Annotated in this window: 24 protein-coding genes and 5 pseudogenes; 17 read left to right on the top strand and 12 right to left on the bottom strand. The window is 34.1% G+C overall.

Annotated elements, in window-relative coordinates; translation table 11 throughout:
* Positions 1 to 138: 138 nt before the first annotated feature.
* From QUF99_RS03055 to QUF99_RS03090, 8 genes and pseudogenes are all read left to right on the top strand, one after another.
* A pseudogene (locus QUF99_RS03055) lies at positions 139 to 366 on the top strand (penicillin acylase family protein); the annotation flags it as partial.
* Between the two features lie 181 nt (positions 367 to 547).
* A complete protein-coding gene (locus QUF99_RS03060) occupies positions 548 to 991 on the top strand; it encodes a hypothetical protein (protein WP_289368593.1) in 444 nt (147 codons plus the stop codon).
* Positions 992 to 1072: 81 nt separating this feature from the next.
* Positions 1073 to 1420, top strand: coding sequence for a DUF2185 domain-containing protein (locus tag QUF99_RS03065; RefSeq protein ID WP_289368595.1), 348 nt, complete (start codon positions 1073 to 1075; stop codon positions 1418 to 1420).
* Positions 1421 to 1564: 144 nt separating this feature from the next.
* Positions 1565 to 2083: a SecY-interacting protein Syd gene (locus QUF99_RS03070; protein ID WP_289368596.1), complete on the top strand. Its 519-nt coding sequence runs from the start codon at positions 1565 to 1567 to the stop codon at positions 2081 to 2083.
* Between the two features lie 8 nt (positions 2084 to 2091).
* Complete coding sequence (locus QUF99_RS03075) at positions 2092 to 2799, top strand: SMI1/KNR4 family protein (RefSeq protein ID WP_289368597.1); 708 nt, start codon at positions 2092 to 2094, stop codon at positions 2797 to 2799.
* Between the two features lie 66 nt (positions 2800 to 2865).
* Positions 2866 to 3267, top strand: coding sequence for an immunity 22 family protein (locus QUF99_RS03080; RefSeq protein WP_289368598.1), 402 nt, complete (start codon positions 2866 to 2868; stop codon positions 3265 to 3267).
* 256 nt (positions 3268 to 3523) lie between these two features.
* Positions 3524 to 3781 carry an endonuclease V gene (locus QUF99_RS03085; RefSeq protein ID WP_289368599.1) on the top strand — a complete coding sequence of 86 codons (258 nt, stop codon included), beginning with the start codon at positions 3524 to 3526 and terminating at the stop codon, positions 3779 to 3781.
* Positions 3777 to 4184 (top strand): annotated as a pseudogene (locus QUF99_RS03090) (N-acetylmuramoyl-L-alanine amidase); the annotation flags it as partial. The gene QUF99_RS03085 and the pseudogene QUF99_RS03090, both read left to right, overlap by 5 nt.
* Before the next feature lie 287 nt (positions 4185 to 4471).
* Here the strand turns inward: QUF99_RS03090 and QUF99_RS03095 are convergent.
* A complete protein-coding gene (locus tag QUF99_RS03095; RefSeq protein ID WP_289368600.1) occupies positions 4472 to 5050 on the bottom strand; it encodes a suppressor of fused domain protein in 579 nt (192 codons plus the stop codon).
* Positions 5051 to 5088: 38 nt separating this feature from the next.
* Positions 5089 to 5388, bottom strand: a pseudogene (locus tag QUF99_RS03100) (HNH/ENDO VII family nuclease); the annotation flags it as partial.
* Positions 5389 to 5939: 551 nt separating this feature from the next.
* On the opposite strand from QUF99_RS03100, the gene QUF99_RS03105 reads away from it, so the two are divergent.
* The gene (locus tag QUF99_RS03105; RefSeq protein ID WP_289368601.1) at positions 5940 to 6194 is read left to right on the top strand and encodes an N-acetylmuramoyl-L-alanine amidase; all 255 of its coding nucleotides are present in this window, start codon (positions 5940 to 5942) and stop codon (positions 6192 to 6194) included.
* Here the strand turns inward: QUF99_RS03105 and QUF99_RS03110 are convergent.
* The 4 genes from QUF99_RS03110 to QUF99_RS03125 are packed head-to-tail and all read right to left on the bottom strand — an operon-like array spanning position 6173 to position 7580.
* Positions 6173 to 6562 carry an Imm50 family immunity protein gene (locus tag QUF99_RS03110; protein ID WP_289368602.1) on the bottom strand — a complete coding sequence of 130 codons (390 nt, stop codon included), beginning with the start codon at positions 6560 to 6562 and terminating at the stop codon, positions 6173 to 6175. The two genes, QUF99_RS03105 and QUF99_RS03110, sit on opposite strands and share 22 nt — an antisense overlap.
* Positions 6563 to 6579: 17 nt before the next feature.
* Positions 6580 to 6813, bottom strand: coding sequence for an HNH/endonuclease VII fold putative polymorphic toxin (locus QUF99_RS03115; RefSeq protein ID WP_289368603.1), 234 nt, complete (start codon positions 6811 to 6813; stop codon positions 6580 to 6582).
* Positions 6804 to 7271: a hypothetical protein gene (locus QUF99_RS03120; RefSeq protein ID WP_289368604.1), complete on the bottom strand. Its 468-nt coding sequence runs from the start codon at positions 7269 to 7271 to the stop codon at positions 6804 to 6806. Before QUF99_RS03120 ends, QUF99_RS03115 begins: the two co-directional genes overlap by 10 nt.
* A gap of 3 nt (positions 7272 to 7274) precedes the next feature.
* Complete coding sequence (locus QUF99_RS03125) at positions 7275 to 7580, bottom strand: hypothetical protein (protein WP_289368605.1); 306 nt, start codon at positions 7578 to 7580, stop codon at positions 7275 to 7277.
* A 21-nt stretch (positions 7581 to 7601) separates the two neighbouring features.
* Here QUF99_RS03125 and QUF99_RS03130 point away from each other — a divergent pair, with 21 nt between their 5' ends.
* Positions 7602 to 7739, top strand: a complete 138-nt coding sequence (locus tag QUF99_RS03130) for a hypothetical protein (RefSeq protein WP_289368606.1) — start codon at positions 7602 to 7604, stop codon at positions 7737 to 7739.
* 98 nt (positions 7740 to 7837) lie between these two features.
* Here QUF99_RS03130 and QUF99_RS03135 read toward each other — a convergent pair whose 3' ends face one another.
* The 6 genes and pseudogenes from QUF99_RS03135 to QUF99_RS03155 form a co-directional block, all read right to left on the bottom strand.
* Positions 7838 to 8518 carry a hypothetical protein gene (locus QUF99_RS03135; protein ID WP_289368607.1) on the bottom strand — a complete coding sequence of 227 codons (681 nt, stop codon included), beginning with the start codon at positions 8516 to 8518 and terminating at the stop codon, positions 7838 to 7840.
* 74 nt (positions 8519 to 8592) lie between these two features.
* Positions 8593 to 9030 (bottom strand): hypothetical protein, encoded by a 438-nt coding sequence (locus tag QUF99_RS03140; RefSeq protein WP_289368608.1) that lies wholly within the window; start codon positions 9028 to 9030, stop codon positions 8593 to 8595.
* A 17-nt stretch (positions 9031 to 9047) separates the two neighbouring features.
* Positions 9048 to 9446 carry a hypothetical protein gene (locus QUF99_RS28465; RefSeq protein ID WP_353958378.1) on the bottom strand — a complete coding sequence of 133 codons (399 nt, stop codon included), beginning with the start codon at positions 9444 to 9446 and terminating at the stop codon, positions 9048 to 9050.
* 399 nt (positions 9447 to 9845) lie between these two features.
* Positions 9846 to 10533: pseudogene (locus QUF99_RS28470) on the bottom strand (T7SS effector LXG polymorphic toxin); the annotation flags it as partial.
* Positions 10530 to 10892, bottom strand: a complete 363-nt coding sequence (locus tag QUF99_RS03150) for a DUF3958 family protein (RefSeq protein ID WP_289368609.1) — start codon at positions 10890 to 10892, stop codon at positions 10530 to 10532. The pseudogene QUF99_RS28470 and the gene QUF99_RS03150, both read right to left, overlap by 4 nt.
* 41 nt (positions 10893 to 10933) lie before the next feature.
* Complete coding sequence (locus QUF99_RS03155) at positions 10934 to 11209, bottom strand: TIGR04197 family type VII secretion effector (RefSeq protein WP_289368610.1); 276 nt, start codon at positions 11207 to 11209, stop codon at positions 10934 to 10936.
* Between the two features lie 389 nt (positions 11210 to 11598).
* On the opposite strand from QUF99_RS03155, the pseudogene QUF99_RS03160 reads away from it, so the two are divergent.
* From QUF99_RS03160 to QUF99_RS03190, 7 genes and pseudogenes are all read left to right on the top strand, one after another.
* Positions 11599 to 12061, top strand: a pseudogene (locus QUF99_RS03160) (endonuclease V); the annotation flags it as partial.
* Positions 12062 to 12350: 289 nt separating this feature from the next.
* Positions 12351 to 13295, top strand: a complete 945-nt coding sequence (locus tag QUF99_RS03165; RefSeq protein ID WP_289368611.1) for an ATP-binding protein — start codon at positions 12351 to 12353, stop codon at positions 13293 to 13295.
* A gap of 29 nt (positions 13296 to 13324) precedes the next feature.
* Positions 13325 to 15052 carry a tetratricopeptide repeat protein gene (locus QUF99_RS03170; RefSeq protein ID WP_289368652.1) on the top strand — a complete coding sequence of 576 codons (1728 nt, stop codon included), beginning with the start codon at positions 13325 to 13327 and terminating at the stop codon, positions 15050 to 15052.
* Between the two features lie 275 nt (positions 15053 to 15327).
* The gene (locus tag QUF99_RS03175; protein WP_289368612.1) at positions 15328 to 15519 is read left to right on the top strand and encodes a DUF378 domain-containing protein; all 192 of its coding nucleotides are present in this window, start codon (positions 15328 to 15330) and stop codon (positions 15517 to 15519) included.
* A 281-nt stretch (positions 15520 to 15800) separates the two neighbouring features.
* On the top strand, positions 15801 to 16883 hold the full coding sequence (gene serC, locus QUF99_RS03180) for a 3-phosphoserine/phosphohydroxythreonine transaminase (RefSeq protein WP_289368613.1): 1083 nt from the start codon (positions 15801 to 15803) through the stop codon (positions 16881 to 16883).
* 12 nt (positions 16884 to 16895) lie between these two features.
* On the top strand, positions 16896 to 18068 hold the full coding sequence (locus QUF99_RS03185) for a 3-phosphoglycerate dehydrogenase family protein (RefSeq protein WP_289368614.1): 1173 nt from the start codon (positions 16896 to 16898) through the stop codon (positions 18066 to 18068).
* A gap of 13 nt (positions 18069 to 18081) precedes the next feature.
* The gene (locus tag QUF99_RS03190) at positions 18082 to 19329 is read left to right on the top strand and encodes a DUF1015 domain-containing protein (RefSeq protein ID WP_289368615.1); all 1248 of its coding nucleotides are present in this window, start codon (positions 18082 to 18084) and stop codon (positions 19327 to 19329) included.
* Positions 19330 to 19477: the final 148 nt, after the last annotated feature.

Below are 19477 nucleotides of genomic sequence, written 5' to 3' on the forward strand. Positions count from 1 at the left end.
TACATAATGGAGCAATTACTTAGAGAGGGACATTCGTGGCTTATAAAGATAGTTTATTTCATGTAGTTAAGGATAAAGTTATATTAATAATATTTATTTTAATTTCCGCTTTCCATATGATGAATTTTGCATGTTTTTTCTTTTTTGCGGTTACTTGGATTCTTTTTCAATCGTGAAAAACCTGTACCAGTTGGAGGAAGTAATATTACGGTTCAAGCGGCAAGTTATGGAGATGATGGCATTGTGAATCACGGAGCATCTTGGCGATTTGTGATAGATACAAAGGATATGTCTAATGGCTATCATATTACTAGGCTTAATACAGAAGGATTAGATGGAAAAAGGTTAACTTTAACACCTAAATAATGCGTAAAAGACTCTTACTCTTGTAGGAGTCTTTTTATTATTATACGGAATAAGTACTGAATAAAAATATTTAAGTGGAAATAACTTTCTTATAAGACGACAGTATACCATAATAAAATTATGGAATGTTATAATTTAGGAAAATGTAGTTTCATGGTCATACAAATATAGGGGTGAGTACATGACGAATTGTTATTTTGAATTTGTAATACATAAAGAGGCTCGTTTTCATAGACTAAGAGAATTTTTTTACAAGCTTAAGGAAGAGAAAGAAAAAGAGATGATAGATTCTAGTGATTCTATGTGGCTAGATTATTTTGAAGAAGATGTATTGAAACAGTTTTGGTGGCCGACTGAAGAAGAATTACGTAACTACCAGATGTTATGGGAACAAACTCCCATAGAAAAACGTTTAACAGATCCTAAGCTTATGACCCCATGGGATTTTGAATCTATGATCGATGCGTTTGCTTGTGGGGAATATGAACTAATATCTTGTGAAAAGGCATCAAACAATATGGGAAGAATTGAATTTTATCCCTATGGATGGCCATATGGCGGGAGCGATGTGTTCAGAGCGTTGATTGAGTATAGTGGATTCAAAATTATCGATGAGAGCGTATAGGATTTATGATCTTTAAAGGTATAGTGATAGATATGGAATAGAATAAATCATAAAAAGAAACTACAGAAAGGATGAGGAAATATGTCCAATTACTTAAAGTCGGAATTTACCGAAAATGCAGGCGGCTGTATCGTATCGAAAAATATTTTAGATGGAAATGGAAAATTGAAATGGTTGGTTAGAGATGAATCTGTAAATAGTATTGATAATGGATGGAGATTTTTTTCGGATATTGATGATGACGATTACGTAAACGATCCGAATAATTTAGTAGTATGCGATTTTAATACGGTAGCCCAGATTGAACCTGCTATTTTAGCGATTTATTTCTTTCCGGTCGGAAGTGATTTACAGTTAGTTGTAGAGGATGGAAAGCGTTATTTTGTTGATAATATAACGGAAGAAGTTGTAGATTTTTTGTACCATTAAAATAACATACATAACTAGAAAAGTATTTCATAGGGAAGCAAAAATTGGCTTCTATTAATAGTAAGATGAAATTTGATATAAGAAAAGGAATAATTTTTAGGTAGTGAATGAAGTAAAGAATAAATGGTTTGGGAGAAGTAAAAAATGAAAGAAGAAATGAAGCAGTATTTTCATATATTACTTAAGGAGTGGAAAGATTTTAATGATTCATTACCAAAATCTTCATGGATAGAAGAAGCAGATTCTTTTATATATGAAGGGGAACTAGATGCAGAAGAATACGTCTTCTGGAAGCCTATAGAAAAAGATGTGCTTCATGATTTTTCAGTTATAGAAAAGAAATTAGCAATACAATTACATCATTCGATTAAAGAATACTATAATTCTTACTGGTTTTTTGATTTAGCTGGTAGTTATTTAGAGTATAACCTGGAGCTAAATCCTGTTATACCGGGAATTGAACTCCGAGACTTTTATATCACTTTACAAGGCTATAAAAAAGCGCACCATAATGAGTTAAAGAATATTCCTATAGGTATGGAGTGTAATGGGCTGTTGGTAGTTGTAGATAATGCAAATGGACAAGTGAAAATAGAAGATTATGAAAGAGGAAGTTTTGAAGTTATTAGTAATAGTTTAGCAGAACTCATTTCAATGCTTTAAATGTATAAATGAAAGGGGATGGTTATACGGAACCAAAACTTGCATTTTTAAGAAAGTATAAAAGAAATGTAAAGCTTCAATCAATAGATAACATACATAAAAAAGCCATACCTAGTATTTGGTATGAAATTTTTAGAGAACACGATAGAAACAAGAGAATAAAAATGATTTTAGAGATTTGGAGAACATACGTAGGGAAAGAATTAAGAAACACAATCTTATATTTGGAAGACCACCTTTTCAATGTGGAGTTAATAGAAAATAACGGTATGTATTCGATGTTATATACACTGGAGACGTCGGCTGGTGAGATAGAGTATTATGAAGCAGGAAATCCTATGGAGACATTTCATAATAAAGTGCTAGAAGATTCGTGGGATAGAATTTCCATTTCAGTTCGAAAATTTTATGAAAAAGTTCATAATGGTTTTTACTGTTATGCGAGCGGCGCTATGGGATTAGTGTCTTTGGAATGTGTTACTTATTTTGATGATGATGAGTGGGGAATTATTGAAGAATTAGAGAAGCCCTTACAAATTGATTTGAAAACAACTTTTGGATTTTTTAAAAGTGGAATGGGTGGTTATGTAGCTATTGATTATAACAATTGTAAATATGATAAAGCTACATTATGGTTTACAAACAATCAGCCAAAATATAATGTTGATTTTTGGGATGTAGTAGATGAATGGATCGTGATTGGTTTTGAAGCGTAGTATGTAAAGGGTTTAAGAATTACTTTTGTGTACTGAAAGAACTATATATGAATGGAGTTTGTATGCATGGACAAAGAAGGTGTGGTCTCATTATGGCTAGGAAATATGGAATCTCAAGATTTTTTAGAGGATTATTTCAGTATAAAATATACAGATGATGGTGATTCCATACCATCACCGTTTATAAAAGACTTTCATATTTGTATGTATGATATTGATGAAGACTTTATTGAAAAAGAATTTTATTTAAAGCGAAGTGATAATCTAGAAGCTTTACTAACCGGGTGTTCGTATGAAGAAGTTGTGATACCACAAATGAAAAGATGTGCTTCGAATATACTAGAGATGAAATACAACACAATTATTATGATATATAACTATGAATATAGTGGTGAAATAACAAATAAAAGCGAAGATTTTTATACAATGAAATACATAGGGGCAGTTCCATATAAAGTGAAACTTTAATCAGTGGGGGTTCTTCATCCATCACTGATTATTAGCCCTCACCAATCGGGCTTTTACGGGCAGTTTATCTCCCGCCTAACTTCTTTGCTTTCACCGAATTTTGAGGTGGGAGTATTACTGCCCGTTAATGCGGGATAAATAATACAACAAAAATAGAAAAAAGAGGATGAGAACATGGAAGGTACAGAAGTACATTTATTTAATCTAAATTCAGAAGAATAGTTTTCTGAAATTAAAGATAAATCAATATATAGACTTGAAAAATGACTTTCATCTAGAAGATGTAAGTTTAATAGCTGGAGTAGATTTAGCTTATTGGGAAAAAGATGATAAGCATTATGGAACTTGTTGTATTGTTGTTATTGATTATCATACGAAAGAGGAAGTGGAGAAGGTCTATAGTTATGGGGAGGTAACGGTACCCTTAGTGACATTTCCCTCTTTATCAAGCTTATCAGTACCTTTAACTTTATTAACACGCCCACCAGAAGACGAAGAAGATTGGAATTTTTGAAGATTATAATGTAAATCCTCGCAAAGGAGCAGATACAAGTTACTCTGTTATTCGTCAGTTAAATAAACCGGAAGCATACCAAGTATGGCGCGAAAAAGATGGGTAGCTAAATCTTGGTGGGAATTAGTGGGTATATAATAACCCTTCATATATTCGGTTTGAAAAGAAAGAAACGGTGAATTCAATTGCAGGGAAACGTGTTGTTTCTAAGAGGGACAACTTACGTTTCTATAATTATCCATCCTGGCAGGCTAAAGATGTGACTGGTACTGTAGATGCAGGATTAGGATTTACTATCGATGCAAAGGTAAATGTTAATGGTTCATCACAATACAAAGTACACAATAGCAAAGGTAAAACATACTATGTAACTGCAAGCGAAGCCTTTGTATATGTGAAGTGAAAGTCTGACTCATAAGAGTCGGATTTTTTATCATACTTTAGATTTTTTGCTTTCCATATTAAATCCATTTTGCATAAATTATTAAGTGCTTTTTATTCAAAACCAATAACAATCCATTCATTTATATAATTTCAAAAGTTAACGTTATATTTAGGCAGCCTCTTTGCTGACCAAAAGGTAGCCAAAGGTGGGTTTCCACTTGTCTGATTTATTTAAACTTGCTATTTAATGAGAGTTATAATTTGTAGAAACAATATACTCTTATACTTAAAGTATTCAGCATAACATTACAGTACAGACTCTCGTTCAATATCGAAAATGTCTATCTCATTTTGCTCAAATAAATCTTCAAGCTTATTTGAACCATTTTGTTGAGCAAATAAATACTCTTTTTCTGATATTGGGACAGCAAGCAACCATGCGACTTTTTTTCCTGGGAAATCAATTGTTTGTAACTGATCTTCCCACAGAAATGGTGGCACAAAAAACATATGTTTCATTTCACTGTTAGGATAATAAAATTTCAACACATCCAAAAATATTTGACCTGGATAGATTGGCATTTTTGAATTGATTATACAAAAAGCACATGTTGCTAGTACATTTGCATAATTATTAGAAATTGTTGCGCTCGCACCAACAATTTCTACTCGTAAAGACTTTTCATCTATAGATCGTCCTATTGAATGCATATACAAGCCAATAGTAGAATACGATGTAACCCCCTCACAAGATCTATCCCCTGTTGATAAAATATCTATATTACTTATACTATTATCATCCCAATATTTAGAAACAACAGGATTACCTCCAAACGCTTTTAAAGCTGATTTAGCAATTATTTTACTTTCATTTGATATCCCCATTATATTCTCCTCTCTTTCGCTAATACTTCTTAATAATTTCAGTCTCCAAAATAATCATCCGTTAAATCTTCACCTTTATGACTCCTATTCGATGACGGAAGTTCAGGGCGGTAATGATCAGGATTGTTATGTTCATCTAAAAACTGTTCTCTTGTTATTCCTCTTTCTTGAGCACTTTTCTTATGCTTTCTAAATTCATAACCTGGTATATGCCCCATATCCCAAGGCTCATCTTTATTCATTATTTCATTGGTTATTGGATCCCTTACGTGACCATCTTCACCTTTAGCATTATCCCAGACGCCCTTTCTATATCCTGAAGGTCTTGTGTAAGTTTTATCGCCTGAGTCACTTTCAATACCATTTTCTTTTTTATACTTATCCCAAGCCTTACTCATTTCATCCTTACTATATTTACCTTTGTTGGCAGTTTGAAATTCATTCCATGTCGATGGGTTAGAACTACTACCACCAGAAGACGAAGAAGACTGGATTTTTTGAAGAGTATCAATACTATTTTGAATTGTATTATACCAGACAAATCCACCATGTGTAATTTTGTTCTTTTAAAGCGATTTCTGTAATTGGAGATTGGTGAGTGCTATCTTCCATAATTTATTGAGAAGGAGAGGGGAGGGATACTTTTGTATTAGAAGAAGCACATGTGAAAGAAGAGAAGAGAAGGGAAGTATAGGTATAATATTTCTCAAGGCATCTAACGCAAAAACAGAGGTAGGATAGATTCTCTTGCTTATATAATACTTTAAAAATCATTTCACTTATTAAAAGGTGATGTGGGGGAAGGAAATGAGAAACAATGTTGATTATTCTTTATCTGTAACTTTCTCTTCTAAAGTCCTACGACTCTCCATCTTGGCAGGCTAAAGATGTGGCTAGTACTTTAGATGTAGGATTAGGATTTACAATCGATACGAAGGTTATGGTGGATGGTTCACCGCAATACAAAGTACACAACAGCAAAGATGCAATGTATTATGTAACTGCAAACGAAGCTCATGTATATGCAAAGCAAGAATTACAAAAGAGCATCTTAAAGGATGCTCTTTTGTATAATATATTCTTTACTGTTTGCTCATTCATCCTAGAGTCAATTAAGGATAACTATTCGATTGTATCAATGTAGCCACTGACAGATTGTATGATACCGTAGTCAGCTTTAAGATTCATACATACAGAACCTGATATGTTAATATTAAATTTCCCATTCTTGTCTAATTCGATATTAATATCTCCTCTGTATTTATCATTGGAAGATTTCAATGTTAATTCCTGTATATCAAAAAAGTCTAGTTGGACAAATACAGTATTATAGTTTAAATCTTTCCATTTTTTCGGAGGATTATCTGCGAATTTAGGCATATTAAAATTTATAGAAATTTTTTTACCTTCATCTTCAATTTTAACTGCTACAATACGTACATCTAACAATGAAGGAGCCTCGTTATATAAATTGGATATAAATCTATTTCCTTCTAAATCACTGTACCACATATAATCACCTTTATATATTATTTATTAAATGGATAATGCTCTTGTGTACCTTCAAATTTACCCGTTCGCAGTTTATCTGCAGGTCTTACATTAAAATGTGGTCCCTGTCCACCTTTAGAGTGGCCTGCACTATGGTCCTGAATTATTACCTTTTCTCCATCTTTATTAGTAAAATGATATTCTTTCGTGTAAATTGCCTTACCGTTGCTATCTTTAATTACATGTCCACCTAGCTCTAAAATTATGAACAATAAATAGCAATTAATTCTCGTTTAAAATCCTCGTACATTTCAAAAGCAATTTTCATGATTTCTTTTAGTTCATCATAACTGTGGAACTCTGGACGGAGTACTTTTTCAGTATCATTTGATAATACTTCTACAAACATAGCCCATGGAGTCCCAGCCCTTACTTCTCCATTATGCCGTGCAGTCCAAATAAACTCAACAAGGCCGTATTTTAAGCTGATGTTGAATCTAAAAGTATAGATATCCTTGTTCTTTACTTCTCCTACAATAAAAAAGTTTTCTTTTTTCATATAACGTGCTTTATAACCAAGGGATTCAAATACCTCAATTGCTTTTTCATTTTCATGGTTTTCAAATGTATTTTCCCTATCTGAAAATTTTTCTGACAATGCTTTATATCTCTCCATAAAATCAATTTTCTCAAGTACCTCTTGTATTTCTGGTTTTAATGCATATGCCATCCATTATTCCTCCCTAAATCTAATTTCAATATTATATTTTTCTTTTGCTAGCTTTATATATTCCTCTATTCGTTCAAAGTTTTTATTAGATGCTGGAATCTCTAAAATTTGTTTTCCTTCTAGTAATTGCCCATCTATTTCTCTATACTTATTTGAACGAATTTTAGTTCCAACAGCATATTTATCTTTCATTTCTTTTAAATGCTTCTCAAAAGTTTTAATATCAATATCCGCTAGATCCGTTGCCTTTCTAGAAACTATTTCTCCTTTACGCGGATTATATGAATCTAATCTTTTACCATTACTCAAATGAATTTCATCATAAGTGGTGTGTGGGAAGTCTGTTTAGAAGGAGCTGCGCATCGTATTACTGTTGGTGATTTCAACTTAAAAGAATGGACAGATGGAGTGTTTGCTAAGTTAAAAGAAGCATTTCCAACCTATGGATCTTGGATTCAAAAGTTATAAAAAGAAAATCCGGCTCTTTCGAGTCGGATTTTCTTTAACTCTATTAAAATGATATAATTGTTAATTGAAATGCATTTACTTTTAGCAAAGTTTCGCAGTTAGCTATTTAAAAGCGTAAGCATATCTCTTTTAAATATAACAGCTATTTCTGCTTCCTCTAATGAATCTCCCCATCTAAAAACTATATCATCTTTTGGACAGAGATGAATGGAAAGGTTAAAATAATCTATTTCATCTTTCCATTGGTTATATTCATCAAATACTTTTCCGAAGATTCTGCTAATGTTTTCCTCAATAAGCATATCACTACTTTTACTTGCAATGATTGTAAATCTTTTAGGATTACTAGAAACTATTTCAATGGCAGCTGGAAGTTTCTCGAGACAAAACTCTGCAATGCTTGAGTAGAAAGTTGTTCCTCCAACTTCCATTTCAACTTCTGGTCCCTTATTAAATGCCTCAAGTTGCCATTTGGTTTGAAGAGCCTTCCATACCTTTCGATATTTTTCAATCTTAGAGTTTTTGTCTTTAATTTCAATAGCTGCAAGCAAGTAGAATTTATAGACATTAGTTAAATCATGTTTCATAAATACTTGCTTTATTTCAGTGCTACATACTTCTTTGAATTGTTTTTTTTCATCTGGGCTAAATAACATGGATCCATTAACACTGAATAAACTTAAATTTGGTAAATTATCGACCCTTTTGATTGTTTCATCTTTACTAAACCATTTGTAGTATGAGAATGCATCTTCTTCTACTTCATTCCAACACTTCATTTTATCACCTCAATTAAGGTTAATCTCTTAGTTTTAAATAATATCAATATTATATAACTAGGTTAATATAACTGTTAGAGATCTTCTTTTTCAATAAATTCTGCCTCAATTACTTTATAACTCTTTTGTACTGGTGCTCCCCCAAATTCGCGAAGTATTTGAGTAATAACCTTAAATAAACTCATTTCAGCTGACATACCTTTTCCTTTATAGCTATGTTCATTGATGTAAGATGCTTCAACCTTATAACTTAATCCATCATAAGATAAAGTAAATTTACAATCATTTTCCTCTAACCAGGTTATTAAATCTGTCATTGAAGGAATCCATGTTCCTTGTTTATATACTTCTTCATCACATAGTAGTTTACTAGAAGGGACAACTCTTCCTCCTACTGTCCAAGTGGAATTTTGGTACTCATATACATCCTGAGGGTACACTTCATCAGCGTAATTAGGTCTTTTAAATCCTAATTCAAATAGTCTTTCTGCCTCTGTTTTTGATAAAGTCATTTGTCGGACTCCTTTACTTATTTTATTTTTATTACAGTTCCCGTTGAACTTTTGTGTTTATCGAGAATAAAGTTCCCGTATTTATCAGAGTCTGCCACCCAGTGAAGTTCTTTTCCTCCCTTTGCCTCTTTAAAGACTTTAAAAGCAGAATCACCGTGCCCAGTTGTATCTTTCGCCCACCATAAACCTGTTTTAGGGTCGCGATACGCAGTAACCGTGTCACCATTAAATTTATATTTTACTTTTTTATCTGCTGTTGTTTTAATATCCCATAAAGTTGTCGTATTTTTTGTAGATTTACCCGTCCTCTTAATTCCACCACCAGAAGACGAAGAAGACTGGAATTTTTGAAAAGTATCAATACTATTTTGAATTGATTTATGCCAAACATATCCACCATGTGCAACAGCACCCACACCAGCCGCTGTAGCAGCTGCATCTAATGGAAGAACAATTGGTGATGCTAACCCACCAGTTCCTACTTCTGCGACGAGGGTTAAGAAATTGGCCCCGCCTATGACTGAAATACCTTCAAAAATTTCTACAATAGATCCTACCGTTGATACAGCATGTCCAGTAAACCTTCCAGCTTGATAAGTTGCCTTGCTTTCTAATTTATCATTATCAAGGTGGTGTTAGTCCAATATAGTCTTCTGCTACTGCACTGCCAGCACCTTGTATAAAGTCCCAAGCACTTTCATACATAGATTCGACTTTATTATCAAAGGCACCACTTATTTTACTATAGTCCTCATAAATATTTTCGACACCATGTTTAAACTTATCCAGTAAAGATTCATCTTTTTTCTCACTATTTAATGGACCACACATTGCTCCTTCTTCAATTGAACTACCATTTAAAAGGTTGTCAGCCTGACGCTTCCTATCTTCTTCAATCGCCTGAATGGAAGCCGTCCACTCCATATTCAACTCTATTGTACTAAATGTGCCACTTGCAGGGCTAAAGCCTTTTCCGCTTTGGACTTCCGCTAAACCCGTCGCAATGCTAGCGGCTAATTGAATTGCTGTACTATAGTTATTGCTAGAGGTCTGATTGAATTGATACAGATGATCTAACTTTTCTTGCAGTTTTTTCCTCATGACAGTAAAAAGATTCGCCATAGCGTCCATACCCGGGATTGGCATAGCGTGAGTGATGGCTTCCATACTTGCTTTCATTCGGTCAATTTCTTGAATTTGTTCTCGTAACTCTTGTTCAATGACATCAGTTGAAGCTACCTTTGATTGAAATTGGCTTGGAAAGGCATCATTCTGACGGATTAGTTCTTCACATAAGTAAATGATTCCTTGTGCTAAAGGACGAAAGGTTTGTACAAAAAATGATTTTGCACTGCTATATGTTTGTCCTTGAAGAACAGTATCAATTGCAAAAGCGTCAATCGACTGAATGGCTTGTTCCATACCTTGAATGGTAGCGGTACATACAGTGTTCATACTTTGAGTTTGGCTTTGTACTTCGCCTAAATACATATTTAAATTCATGCATTGACCTCCCTTGCTAATTGTTGTTGTTGATAGGAAAGGTCGTTTTCTAAATCATTAAGGTCTCGTCTTTCTTTAAGCAACGTTTCTTTTTGGTGTTCCAATTCGAATGTAAGTTTTCGCTCAATGTGTTGTGCTTCTTGACGCATATTCATAAAAAAATGAGATAATTCTCTATCGCCATGCCAAGTTTCTAGAATTCGGTTAAATAAACGATTACTTTGATTTTTCCATTCGTGAAAATCTGCTTCCGCGTGTTCCTGAGTTTGAATCGCAGATTGATTCCGATCCTGTTCTTTGAATACACTTTGTAATTTTTGATTCAATTGATTGATTTGTTTTTCAATATCCTGACTCATTTTTTTCCTCCTACCGTTTTACCTTTACGAAGGTGGTCACATTAGCGAAAAGTGTTGTGAAGTTCGTGATCCATTCTCTCAAACTCTTCAGCTACCGAATGAATATTATCGACCGCTTGTTGAAAGGCGACACAAAATTGCTTGGTTAAGTCTAACGCTTGTTGATTTGCTTCTTGTGCTTTTGAGTTAATAGATAACGTAGTACGTTTCGATTTGGTTATCGATTTATTTGTTGCATTTTGAATCGTACTAGAAGCTGTCGCCATTTGCGTAGCGATTTGTTGTGCCGTTTGAAAATTACTTTGAAATTGTCCCATCGCTTAAATCCTTTCTATATTTTTATGAACATATTAGGAGGATTGAGTAACAAATATGGAAACCCCTTATCTTTCTGCTCCATATAGAGCCCTTCCTAAAAATATATTTCGAATTTAATCATAACAATAAATGGATAAATTTTCCTTAAAAAGGGTACAGTTTATACCGTATGTGTTTCTCGTAGTTTTCAACAGGCTGACAAGAGATAATAGAGGTAAAGAGGGGGAAGATTATAATAGAAGAAATATAAAAAAGTGCTAACAAGTTTGCAAACAAACTTGCTAACACCTATATGAAATAGATATAAATTATCGCTGATATGCCATCGTTTTCTTCAATAATACTTTAACAAATATAACGTATAAATAATATTTAAAAACTCTTCATAGTACCGTATATACTAGGCTTTTTAGCATTCCGTGAGTTACCTTTAGTAATAGAGGCAGCCCAAAAGCTTACTTCTGATCTAGATATTTTCATGTTTGATGGAAATGGTTATTTACACTATAAACATATGGGAATTGCAACACATGCTTCTTTTTTCTTACAAAATCCTACAATCGGTGTAGCGAAAAGTTACCTAAAAATTAAGGGTGTTGACTTTAATATACTAGAGAATAAGGCGTTTTGCTTTTAGCGATATTATTATAGATGAAGAGATATACGGAAGGGCACTAAGAACAAAAGAGAATGTAAAACCTATTTCTGTCTCTTGTGGAAACAATATAGATTTAGATACGAGCATTAAAATTGTGTCGAATTTAATAGGGAAAGAAAGTAGATTACCAATTCCAGTTAGGTTAGCAGATTTAGAAACGCATAAGGTGAGAAGAGAGAAGTGTGAAAAATAATAGATTATAGTCATGTCTATGTAAAAAGGGATAGGGAAATTATCCCTTTTTTTGTTATGTTCGACATAATACGACAACTTAGAAAAACTTTATTTGTTATGATACCTTTTGGAATATTTCATTTTTTGTATTGAGAAAAATGGTATTATTACTATCGTTTGATTAGTTTTATTATTAGCTATTCTTTATATTATTTCTGGTGGGATGGCCTTCAAATGGTCCTTCACAAATAGCATGATAGCACTAATTACAATCCAAGTATTTATTTAGAGGGGAATGAAAAGAGAAGGTGGATGAAATGGAGAAATATCGCGAAAAAATTAAAGTAATCTCTTTTGATAGAGAACAAAACAGAATGGTAGAAGTAGAGGAAAGTAAAATGACTTTTGCTGATGTTGGTGGAATGGAAGAAATTAAGAAGAAAATTAATATGGATTTTATTATGCCAATTAAGAATCCTGAATATTTTCAAGCGTTTGGTAAGAAAATAGGTGGAAGTTTACTGTTTTATGGTCCTCCTGGCTGCGGGAAGACATTTTTAGCACGTGCGGTAGCTGGGGAAATTGATGCGAATTTCATTCATTTGGAGCTGCAAACTATACTTTCTATGTGGTCTGGTGAATCTGAGAAAAATTTACATGAGGTTTTTGAAGAAGCGCGGAAAACAAAGCCTTGTATTTTGTTTATTGATGAATTAGATGCATTTGGCGGTAATAGACAGAAAATGGGTGCTCATCATCAACGTACGTTAGTGAATCAATTGCTAGTAGAGATGGATGGAAGTAATTCTTTTAATGAAGGAGTTTATATCATTGGTGCTACGAATACGCCATGGTATATTGACCCAGCACTACGTCGTCCAGGACGCTTTAATTCGCTTGTTTTTATTGCGCCGCCGAGCTATGAGGAACGATTAACAATATTAGATTTAAAAACAAAGGATAAACCTAAAACAGAATTACAGCTTGATTTTGTTGCAAAATATGCAGAACACTTTTCGGGTGCTGATTTAACATATTTGGTTGAAGATGCGATTAATCAAGCAATTCAACGCTCATTTGAAACAGGACAATTACAACCGCTTTCAAATGAAGACTTGTTAGAAGCGATGAAGCAACGTCAGCCAACGACTTTAGATTGGTTTTCAACGGCGAAAAATTACGCAACATTTAGTGATGTGAATAAGGATTTTGATAAAGTGCTAGAGTATATGGAAGAGCATAGATTGAAATAGCAGATAAGAAGCAGGGGATGAGTCAGGTGATGGAGGATAATTTTAGAAGGGTTTATTATTTGCTCAAGCTTGGCGATGTTGAGCGTGCAAAAGAAGAATCAGAACTTTTGATTAAAGAAGATCCAGAAGATGCTACTGGATACATTTGTTTAAGCTTTGTATATTTTTATGGATTTCATAAAAATGATACAGCTAGTAAGTACTTGGAAGAAGCACTTAAACTTGATCATTTAGATGATCTTATTCTCTCGGTGGGAATAGATATTTTTTATGCGCAAGACAATTTTACAAGACTAAGAGAAATAGCAGAAATCGGCATAAAAAATTACCCTGAAGATGGAGGGTATTACTTCTATATGGGTGAAGCTTTTATGCGCCTTGAAAGTATTAACAAGTCACTTGTTTATTTCGAGAAAGCGATGGAATTAAATCCTGAAAATGAAAATTATGTAGGAAGGTATGCCTATATTCTTTATACGTGCTTTTCTAAACGAAAAAAGGATGCATTAAAAGCAGAAAAACGTGCTTTGGAGCTAAATCCAGAAAATACGACCAATCTTGTTCGTTTTGCAAATATAGCAAAGAAGAATGGGAATTTTAAAAAAGCAAGGATGTTAGCTGAAGCTGCGATGAAACTAGACCCAAATGATGAAGATGTTAGGAAAATTTATAGGGATACAATTGTAACGAAAAATAAGCTTTGCGCTTTTACTATGGGCTTTTCACAAATTGTAGAAAGAGCTTTTTCTAAATTTTGCTCGTTATTTGGGTTTGTAAATAATTTAAATCGGTATATTTATATTTTCTTAATATTATTAAGTTTTATTGGGTGGCTTATTCTCCCTGTATATGTAATAGGTTGGTATGCAGGTATTATCTATTTTATCGTTCTTGTGATGTGTCTTATTTCTTCTATCATTAAAGGGAAGATACATAAAGAAGTCGGATTAAGTATGCCATCAGATAGGAGAAATAACCTACGTCGAAATCAATTGGTAAGAGAACAAGAAATTTCTAAAATGACACGTAAGATTGAGAAAGTTGAGCCTTCGGATGTGTCAACCCAAAAGCTATCAAAAGAAGAAATTGAGTCGCAATTAGCAAATTTTTGGAATAACGGAGCTGTGTTTGAAAAACAACAAATGGAAGAAGTGGCTACCGCAGTGAGAACGTCACATCTATCATCGGAAGAACATAAGAAAATTCAAGCGTATTCAGACATTGAATCTCCACGTTATAATAAATGGGGTATTTTCCTAGTAATAATTTTTTCTCTTACCTTTATTTATCGTACTGAGAAGTTGTACAATCTGAATAAAAATTCGATGCCGCACATTAGCCAAGAAACTCAGAAGTCGATTGTTGCGTCTCAGGATAGAGCGCTCGAAGAACAAAAAGAAATATTTAATAAGTATGCGGTGACATCCATTTTATATTCATTGAAAAAAAGTGATTTTACCGAGAACTCACTTCGTCAATTTGTAGAGGAGAGTTATGTGCCAGTTGTAATGGAAAAGGCGGGACAACCAAGTATTGAGAAATTAAAAAATTCAAGTCCAGTTAAAATCTACAAAGAAGGAACAATTATGCATGTATTATTGCAAAGTGATGATAGTACTTTTATTTTAGAAAGCTCAACTACAAAAATGAATCACGTTTACGGTGAAAATTGGGATAATAGTGAGCAAGAGATGAAGAGATATCATGAGTTACTTGAAAAATTGGAGACTCAGGGTGTTGCAGTGGGAGCAAAATAAGGCTGAACATGTTAACAATATAGATTGATGGAAAAGGTTTTTCGTTAACTGATCAAAAGTAGGGGAGCATATGCTCTCCTTTTATTATTTTTACGGGTGTTTACAAAATTTAGCTCCAGGAAGCCCATTTCTTTAGCTGTGGGAGTAGTCAGATGAATAATTTTTTTTGGAATTGGTACAAAAAATAATTTTAATGAATATGCAATTTTGGGAATTTGTTACATATATTTTAGTGAAAGGCCTTTCACCATTTTATCACCTAGGGGGCAATCATAATGAAATTTTTGTCTTACCTTACAGCAATTTTGGTGATTCTTGGCGGCTTGAATTGGTTGTTTGTCGCGCTGGATTACAATGTAGTAGAGAAGCTTTTCGGTTCTACACCAGCTCTTGTTGATACTGTTTACTGGCTTGTTGGTCTTTCTGCAATTTATCAAATCTATGATCGGTTCTTTGCGAGCAATTAGCTATTATATGATTATGATTGAAGTGTTAAGCAAATTTGCTTAACACTTTTTGTATGTTTATCCCGTAAAAGCCCGATTGGTCAGGGCTAATAATTAGTGGGAGATGAAGAAAACTCCTACTGATCAAAGTTTCACTTTATGAATGAAAATGTATCTGCAAACGGTTCCATTGCGTCTTACACCCGAAAGAAGCAAAACGAATTGACCACATATTGTATATGAGTTATAATTCAGAAAGTTTTAAAATTTATAATTATAGAAATAGGGAGGTTGTTCATGTAATGGAAAGAGTATACAATTTTTCAGCAGGACCATCTATACTCCCTTTGCCGGTGTTGGAACGAGTGCAAAAGGAACTTTTGAATTATAACAGGGCAGGTATGTCTGTTATCGAAATGAGTCATCGATCTTCACACTTTCAAGATATTATAGAGGGAGCAAGTGCTCTACTCCGTGAATTGATGAACATTCCTGAAAATTACGATGTTTTATTTTTACAAGGTGGGGCATCGCTACAGTTTTCAATGATTCCATTTAATTTGATGAAAGAACATAAAAGAGCTGGATATGTACAAACAGGATCATGGTCCAAAAAGGCGCTGCAAGAAGCGCAAAAAATTGGAACAGTTGACGTCATTGCTTCATCTGAAGCAGAAAACTTTTCAACAATCCCACATGTGGATGCGTCAAACATTCAAAAGGAACTAGATTATGTGCATATTACAACAAATAATACAATTGAAGGAACGAAATATGTGGATATTCCAGAGATAGGGGATATTCCGCTCGTCGCTGACATGTCTTCCAATATTTTATCTGAAGAGTATCATGTAGAGAAGTTTGGATTGATTTACGCGGGTGCTCAAAAAAACTTAGGACCAGCAGGACTGACAATCGCCATAATAAAGGAAGATTTAATTGGTGGTGCACCGTCTACTTGTCCAACAATGTTAAACTATGAAACTTATAGCAAAAATAACTCTTTATATAATACACCACCATCCTTCAGTATTTATGTAACGAAACTTGTACTAGAGTGGTTAAAGGAGCAAGGTGGCGTAGCCGCTATAGAAGAACAAAATAGACAAAAAGCAGCGCTTCTATATGATTTCTTAGATGAGTCAAAATTATTCACTTCACCAGTTAATCCTACGTATCGTTCTCTAATGAACATTCCATTTACAACACCATCGAAAGAATTAAATGAACAATTTTTACAAGAAGCAAAGAAACTGGGACTTGTTACGTTAAAAGGTCATCGTTCTGTTGGTGGTATGCGTGCTAGTGTATATAACGCAATGCCGATAGAGGGCGTGAAGAAACTGGTTCATTGTATGAAAGAATTTGAGCTCGAGTATAAATAAGGGGATGGAGAAATGTTTCACATTCAAACGTTGAATCAAATTGCTGAAAAAGGCTTACATATTTTTAGAGACGATCAATATCAAGTTGAAGAAAATGTAGAGTACCCAGATGGTATTTTGCTGAGAAGTTTTTCCTTACATCAAGAAGAATTTTCAAAAGATTTAAAGGCGATTGCAAGAGCTGGGGCAGGTGTAAACAATATACCTGTTGATCGATGCACAGAACAAGGCATCGTCGTTTTCAATACGCCAGGGGCAAATGCGAATGCGGTGAAAGAACTCATTCTTGCTAGCTTTATTATGTCATCACGTAACATTATAAACGGAGTGGGATGGACGAAAGAACTGCAAGGGGAAGAAGTCCCGCAGCTTGTAGAAGCAGGGAAAAAACAATTTGTTGGCTCAGAGATTGCTGGAAAACGACTTGGTGTAATTGGACTTGGAGCAATCGGAGCACTTGTTGCAAATGATGCATTATCACTTGGTATGGATGTTGTAGGATACGATCCATACATTTCTGTTGAAACAGCATGGCGTTTATCAACACACGTACAGCGTGCTTTTAGTTTAGATGAAATTTTTGCAACGTGCGATTATATTACATTGCATATTCCACTAACAGATCAAACGAGGGGAATCATTGGAGAACATGCCATGCAAACGATGAAAAAAGGCGTCCGTCTCTTTAACTTCTCTAGAGGTGAACTGGTGGATGAAATTGCGTTAGAAAAAGGACTAGAAGAAGGCGTTATAAATCATTACATGACTGACTTTCCAAATGAACGAGTGTTACAAATGAAAAATGTAACTGCAACGCCGCATCTTGGAGCTTCTACGTATGAGTCTGAAGAAAATTGTGCAGTTATGGCAGCACGTCAGTTACGTGACTATTTGGAAACAGGAAATATTCGTAATTCAGTAAACTATCCGAATGTAGAGCTTCCTTATATAGGAAAGAAACGAATTACAATTATGCATCAAAACATTCCAAATATGGTTGGGCAAATTTCAGGCTGTTTAGCAGAACACCATATTAATATTGCGGATATGATTAATCGTAGTAAAGGGTCTTGGGCATATACAATGATTGATATTGATAATGGAATTGATGATATAATTAAAGAAAATGTAGTTGGAAATATAAAACAAATCACAGGTGTTGTAGCCGTTCGAATGATTGTGTAAAGGAGAGAGGATATTGGCAACAATTCGACCGTTTCGGGCCATTCGTCCAGTGTCAGAAAAAGCTGAGAAAGTTGCGGCATTGCCGTATGATGTATTAAATAGTGAAGAAGCAAGGGAAGTTGTAAAAGGGAATTCATATTCATTTTTACATATTGATAAAGCAGAAATTGACTTAGACTCTTCTGTTTCTCCTTATGATGACCGTGTATATGAGAAGGCACGAGAAAATTTACAAAGATTAATGAAAGATGAAGTACTTGTACAAGAGGAAGAATCGTGTTTATATATTTATCAATTAACAATGCAAGGAAGATCTCAGTCAGGGCTTGTCGTTTGTACATCAATTGATGAGTATACGGATAACACGATTAAAAAGCATGAGCGAACACGTCATGAAAAAGAGCAAGATCGTATTCGTCACGTTGATGAATGTAATGCAAATACTGGACCCATTTTTTTAACCTATCGTACAAAAGAAGAGGTAACAAAACAGATTACAAATTGGCAAGAGAATCATGCACCGATTTATCAATTTACTGCTGAAGACGGCGTAGAGCATGTAATATGGAAGATTGCAGAAAATGATGTGATTTCTGCATTGGTAAAATCGTTTGAGAATATTCCTTCTCTATATATTGCCGACGGCCATCATCGCTCAGCATCTGCTGTAAAGGTAGGGCTTATGCGTAGAGAGCAATATCCGAACTATACAGGAAACGAAGAATTTAATTTCTTTTTATCCGTTCTATTTCCTTATGATGAACTATCCATTTGGGATTACAATCGTGTGGTTAAAGATTTAAACGGCTTATCAGAAGAACAATTTTTACAGCAAATCACACAATATTTTCATGTGGAAAGGGCAAGTGTATCTCCATATAAGCCAACCGAACCACATTCATTTGGAATGTATTTGAATAATCTATGGTACAAACTAACTGTGAAAGAAGAAACATTTGATGCCCATGATGTTGTAAAATGTTTAGATGTTTCTATTTTACAAGATCATTTATTAAGTCAAGTGTTACAAATTCATGACCCACGTGCTGACGCACGCATTGATTTCGTTGGTGGTATTCGCGGCTTAGAAGAACTAGAGCGTCTTGTAAATCTTGGTGATTATAAGGTAGCATTCGCCTTATATCCTACATCAATGGAAGATTTATTAGAAATTGCAGATGCGGGAGAAGTCATGCCGCCGAAGTCAACGTGGTTTGAACCGAAGCTTCGTAGTGGACTTTTCATACATTCTTTAGAATAGAAGAAAAGAGTAAGGCAGCACATACAGTGCTGCCTTATTTACTTGATAATATTCAGCTAGTAATTATTGTTTCACTAACCATTTTATGTGGTTATATTTGTATTATTCAATCTGATTATATACTGATTTAGTGTGATGCGAATCTTCT

It is taken from the genome of Bacillus sp. DX4.1 (genome assembly GCF_030348195.1).
Classification (GTDB): domain Bacteria; phylum Bacillota; class Bacilli; order Bacillales; family Bacillaceae_G; genus Bacillus_A.

Excerpts from the sequence above, each read along its gene's own strand:
- QUF99_RS03060 (WP_289368593.1), top strand. The coding sequence starts at position 548 with ATGACGAATTGTTATTTTGAATTTGTAATACATAAAGAGGCTCGTTTT.
- QUF99_RS03065 (WP_289368595.1), top strand. The coding sequence starts at position 1,073 with ATGTCCAATTACTTAAAGTCGGAATTTACCGAAAATGCAGGCGGCTGT.
- QUF99_RS03070 (WP_289368596.1), top strand. The coding sequence starts at position 1,565 with ATGAAAGAAGAAATGAAGCAGTATTTTCATATATTACTTAAGGAGTGG.
- QUF99_RS03075 (WP_289368597.1), top strand. The coding sequence starts at position 2,092 with ATGAAAGGGGATGGTTATACGGAACCAAAACTTGCATTTTTAAGAAAG.
- QUF99_RS03080 (WP_289368598.1), top strand. The coding sequence starts at position 2,866 with ATGGACAAAGAAGGTGTGGTCTCATTATGGCTAGGAAATATGGAATCT.
- QUF99_RS03095 (WP_289368600.1), bottom strand. The coding sequence starts at position 5,050 with ATGGGGATATCAAATGAAAGTAAAATAATTGCTAAATCAGCTTTAAAA.
- QUF99_RS03110 (WP_289368602.1), bottom strand. The coding sequence starts at position 6,562 with ATGTGGTACAGTGATTTAGAAGGAAATAGATTTATATCCAATTTATAT.
- QUF99_RS03120 (WP_289368604.1), bottom strand. The coding sequence starts at position 7,271 with ATGGCATATGCATTAAAACCAGAAATACAAGAGGTACTTGAGAAAATT.
- QUF99_RS03135 (WP_289368607.1), bottom strand. The coding sequence starts at position 8,518 with ATGAAGTGTTGGAATGAAGTAGAAGAAGATGCATTCTCATACTACAAA.
- QUF99_RS03140 (WP_289368608.1), bottom strand. The coding sequence starts at position 9,030 with ATGACTTTATCAAAAACAGAGGCAGAAAGACTATTTGAATTAGGATTT.
- QUF99_RS03150 (WP_289368609.1), bottom strand. The coding sequence starts at position 10,892 with ATGAGTCAGGATATTGAAAAACAAATCAATCAATTGAATCAAAAATTA.
- QUF99_RS03155 (WP_289368610.1), bottom strand. The coding sequence starts at position 11,209 with ATGGGACAATTTCAAAGTAATTTTCAAACGGCACAACAAATCGCTACG.
- QUF99_RS03170 (WP_289368652.1), top strand. The coding sequence starts at position 13,325 with ATGGAGGATAATTTTAGAAGGGTTTATTATTTGCTCAAGCTTGGCGAT.
- QUF99_RS03175 (WP_289368612.1), top strand. The coding sequence starts at position 15,328 with ATGAAATTTTTGTCTTACCTTACAGCAATTTTGGTGATTCTTGGCGGC.
- serC (WP_289368613.1), top strand. The coding sequence starts at position 15,801 with ATGGAAAGAGTATACAATTTTTCAGCAGGACCATCTATACTCCCTTTG.
- QUF99_RS03185 (WP_289368614.1), top strand. The coding sequence starts at position 16,896 with ATGTTTCACATTCAAACGTTGAATCAAATTGCTGAAAAAGGCTTACAT.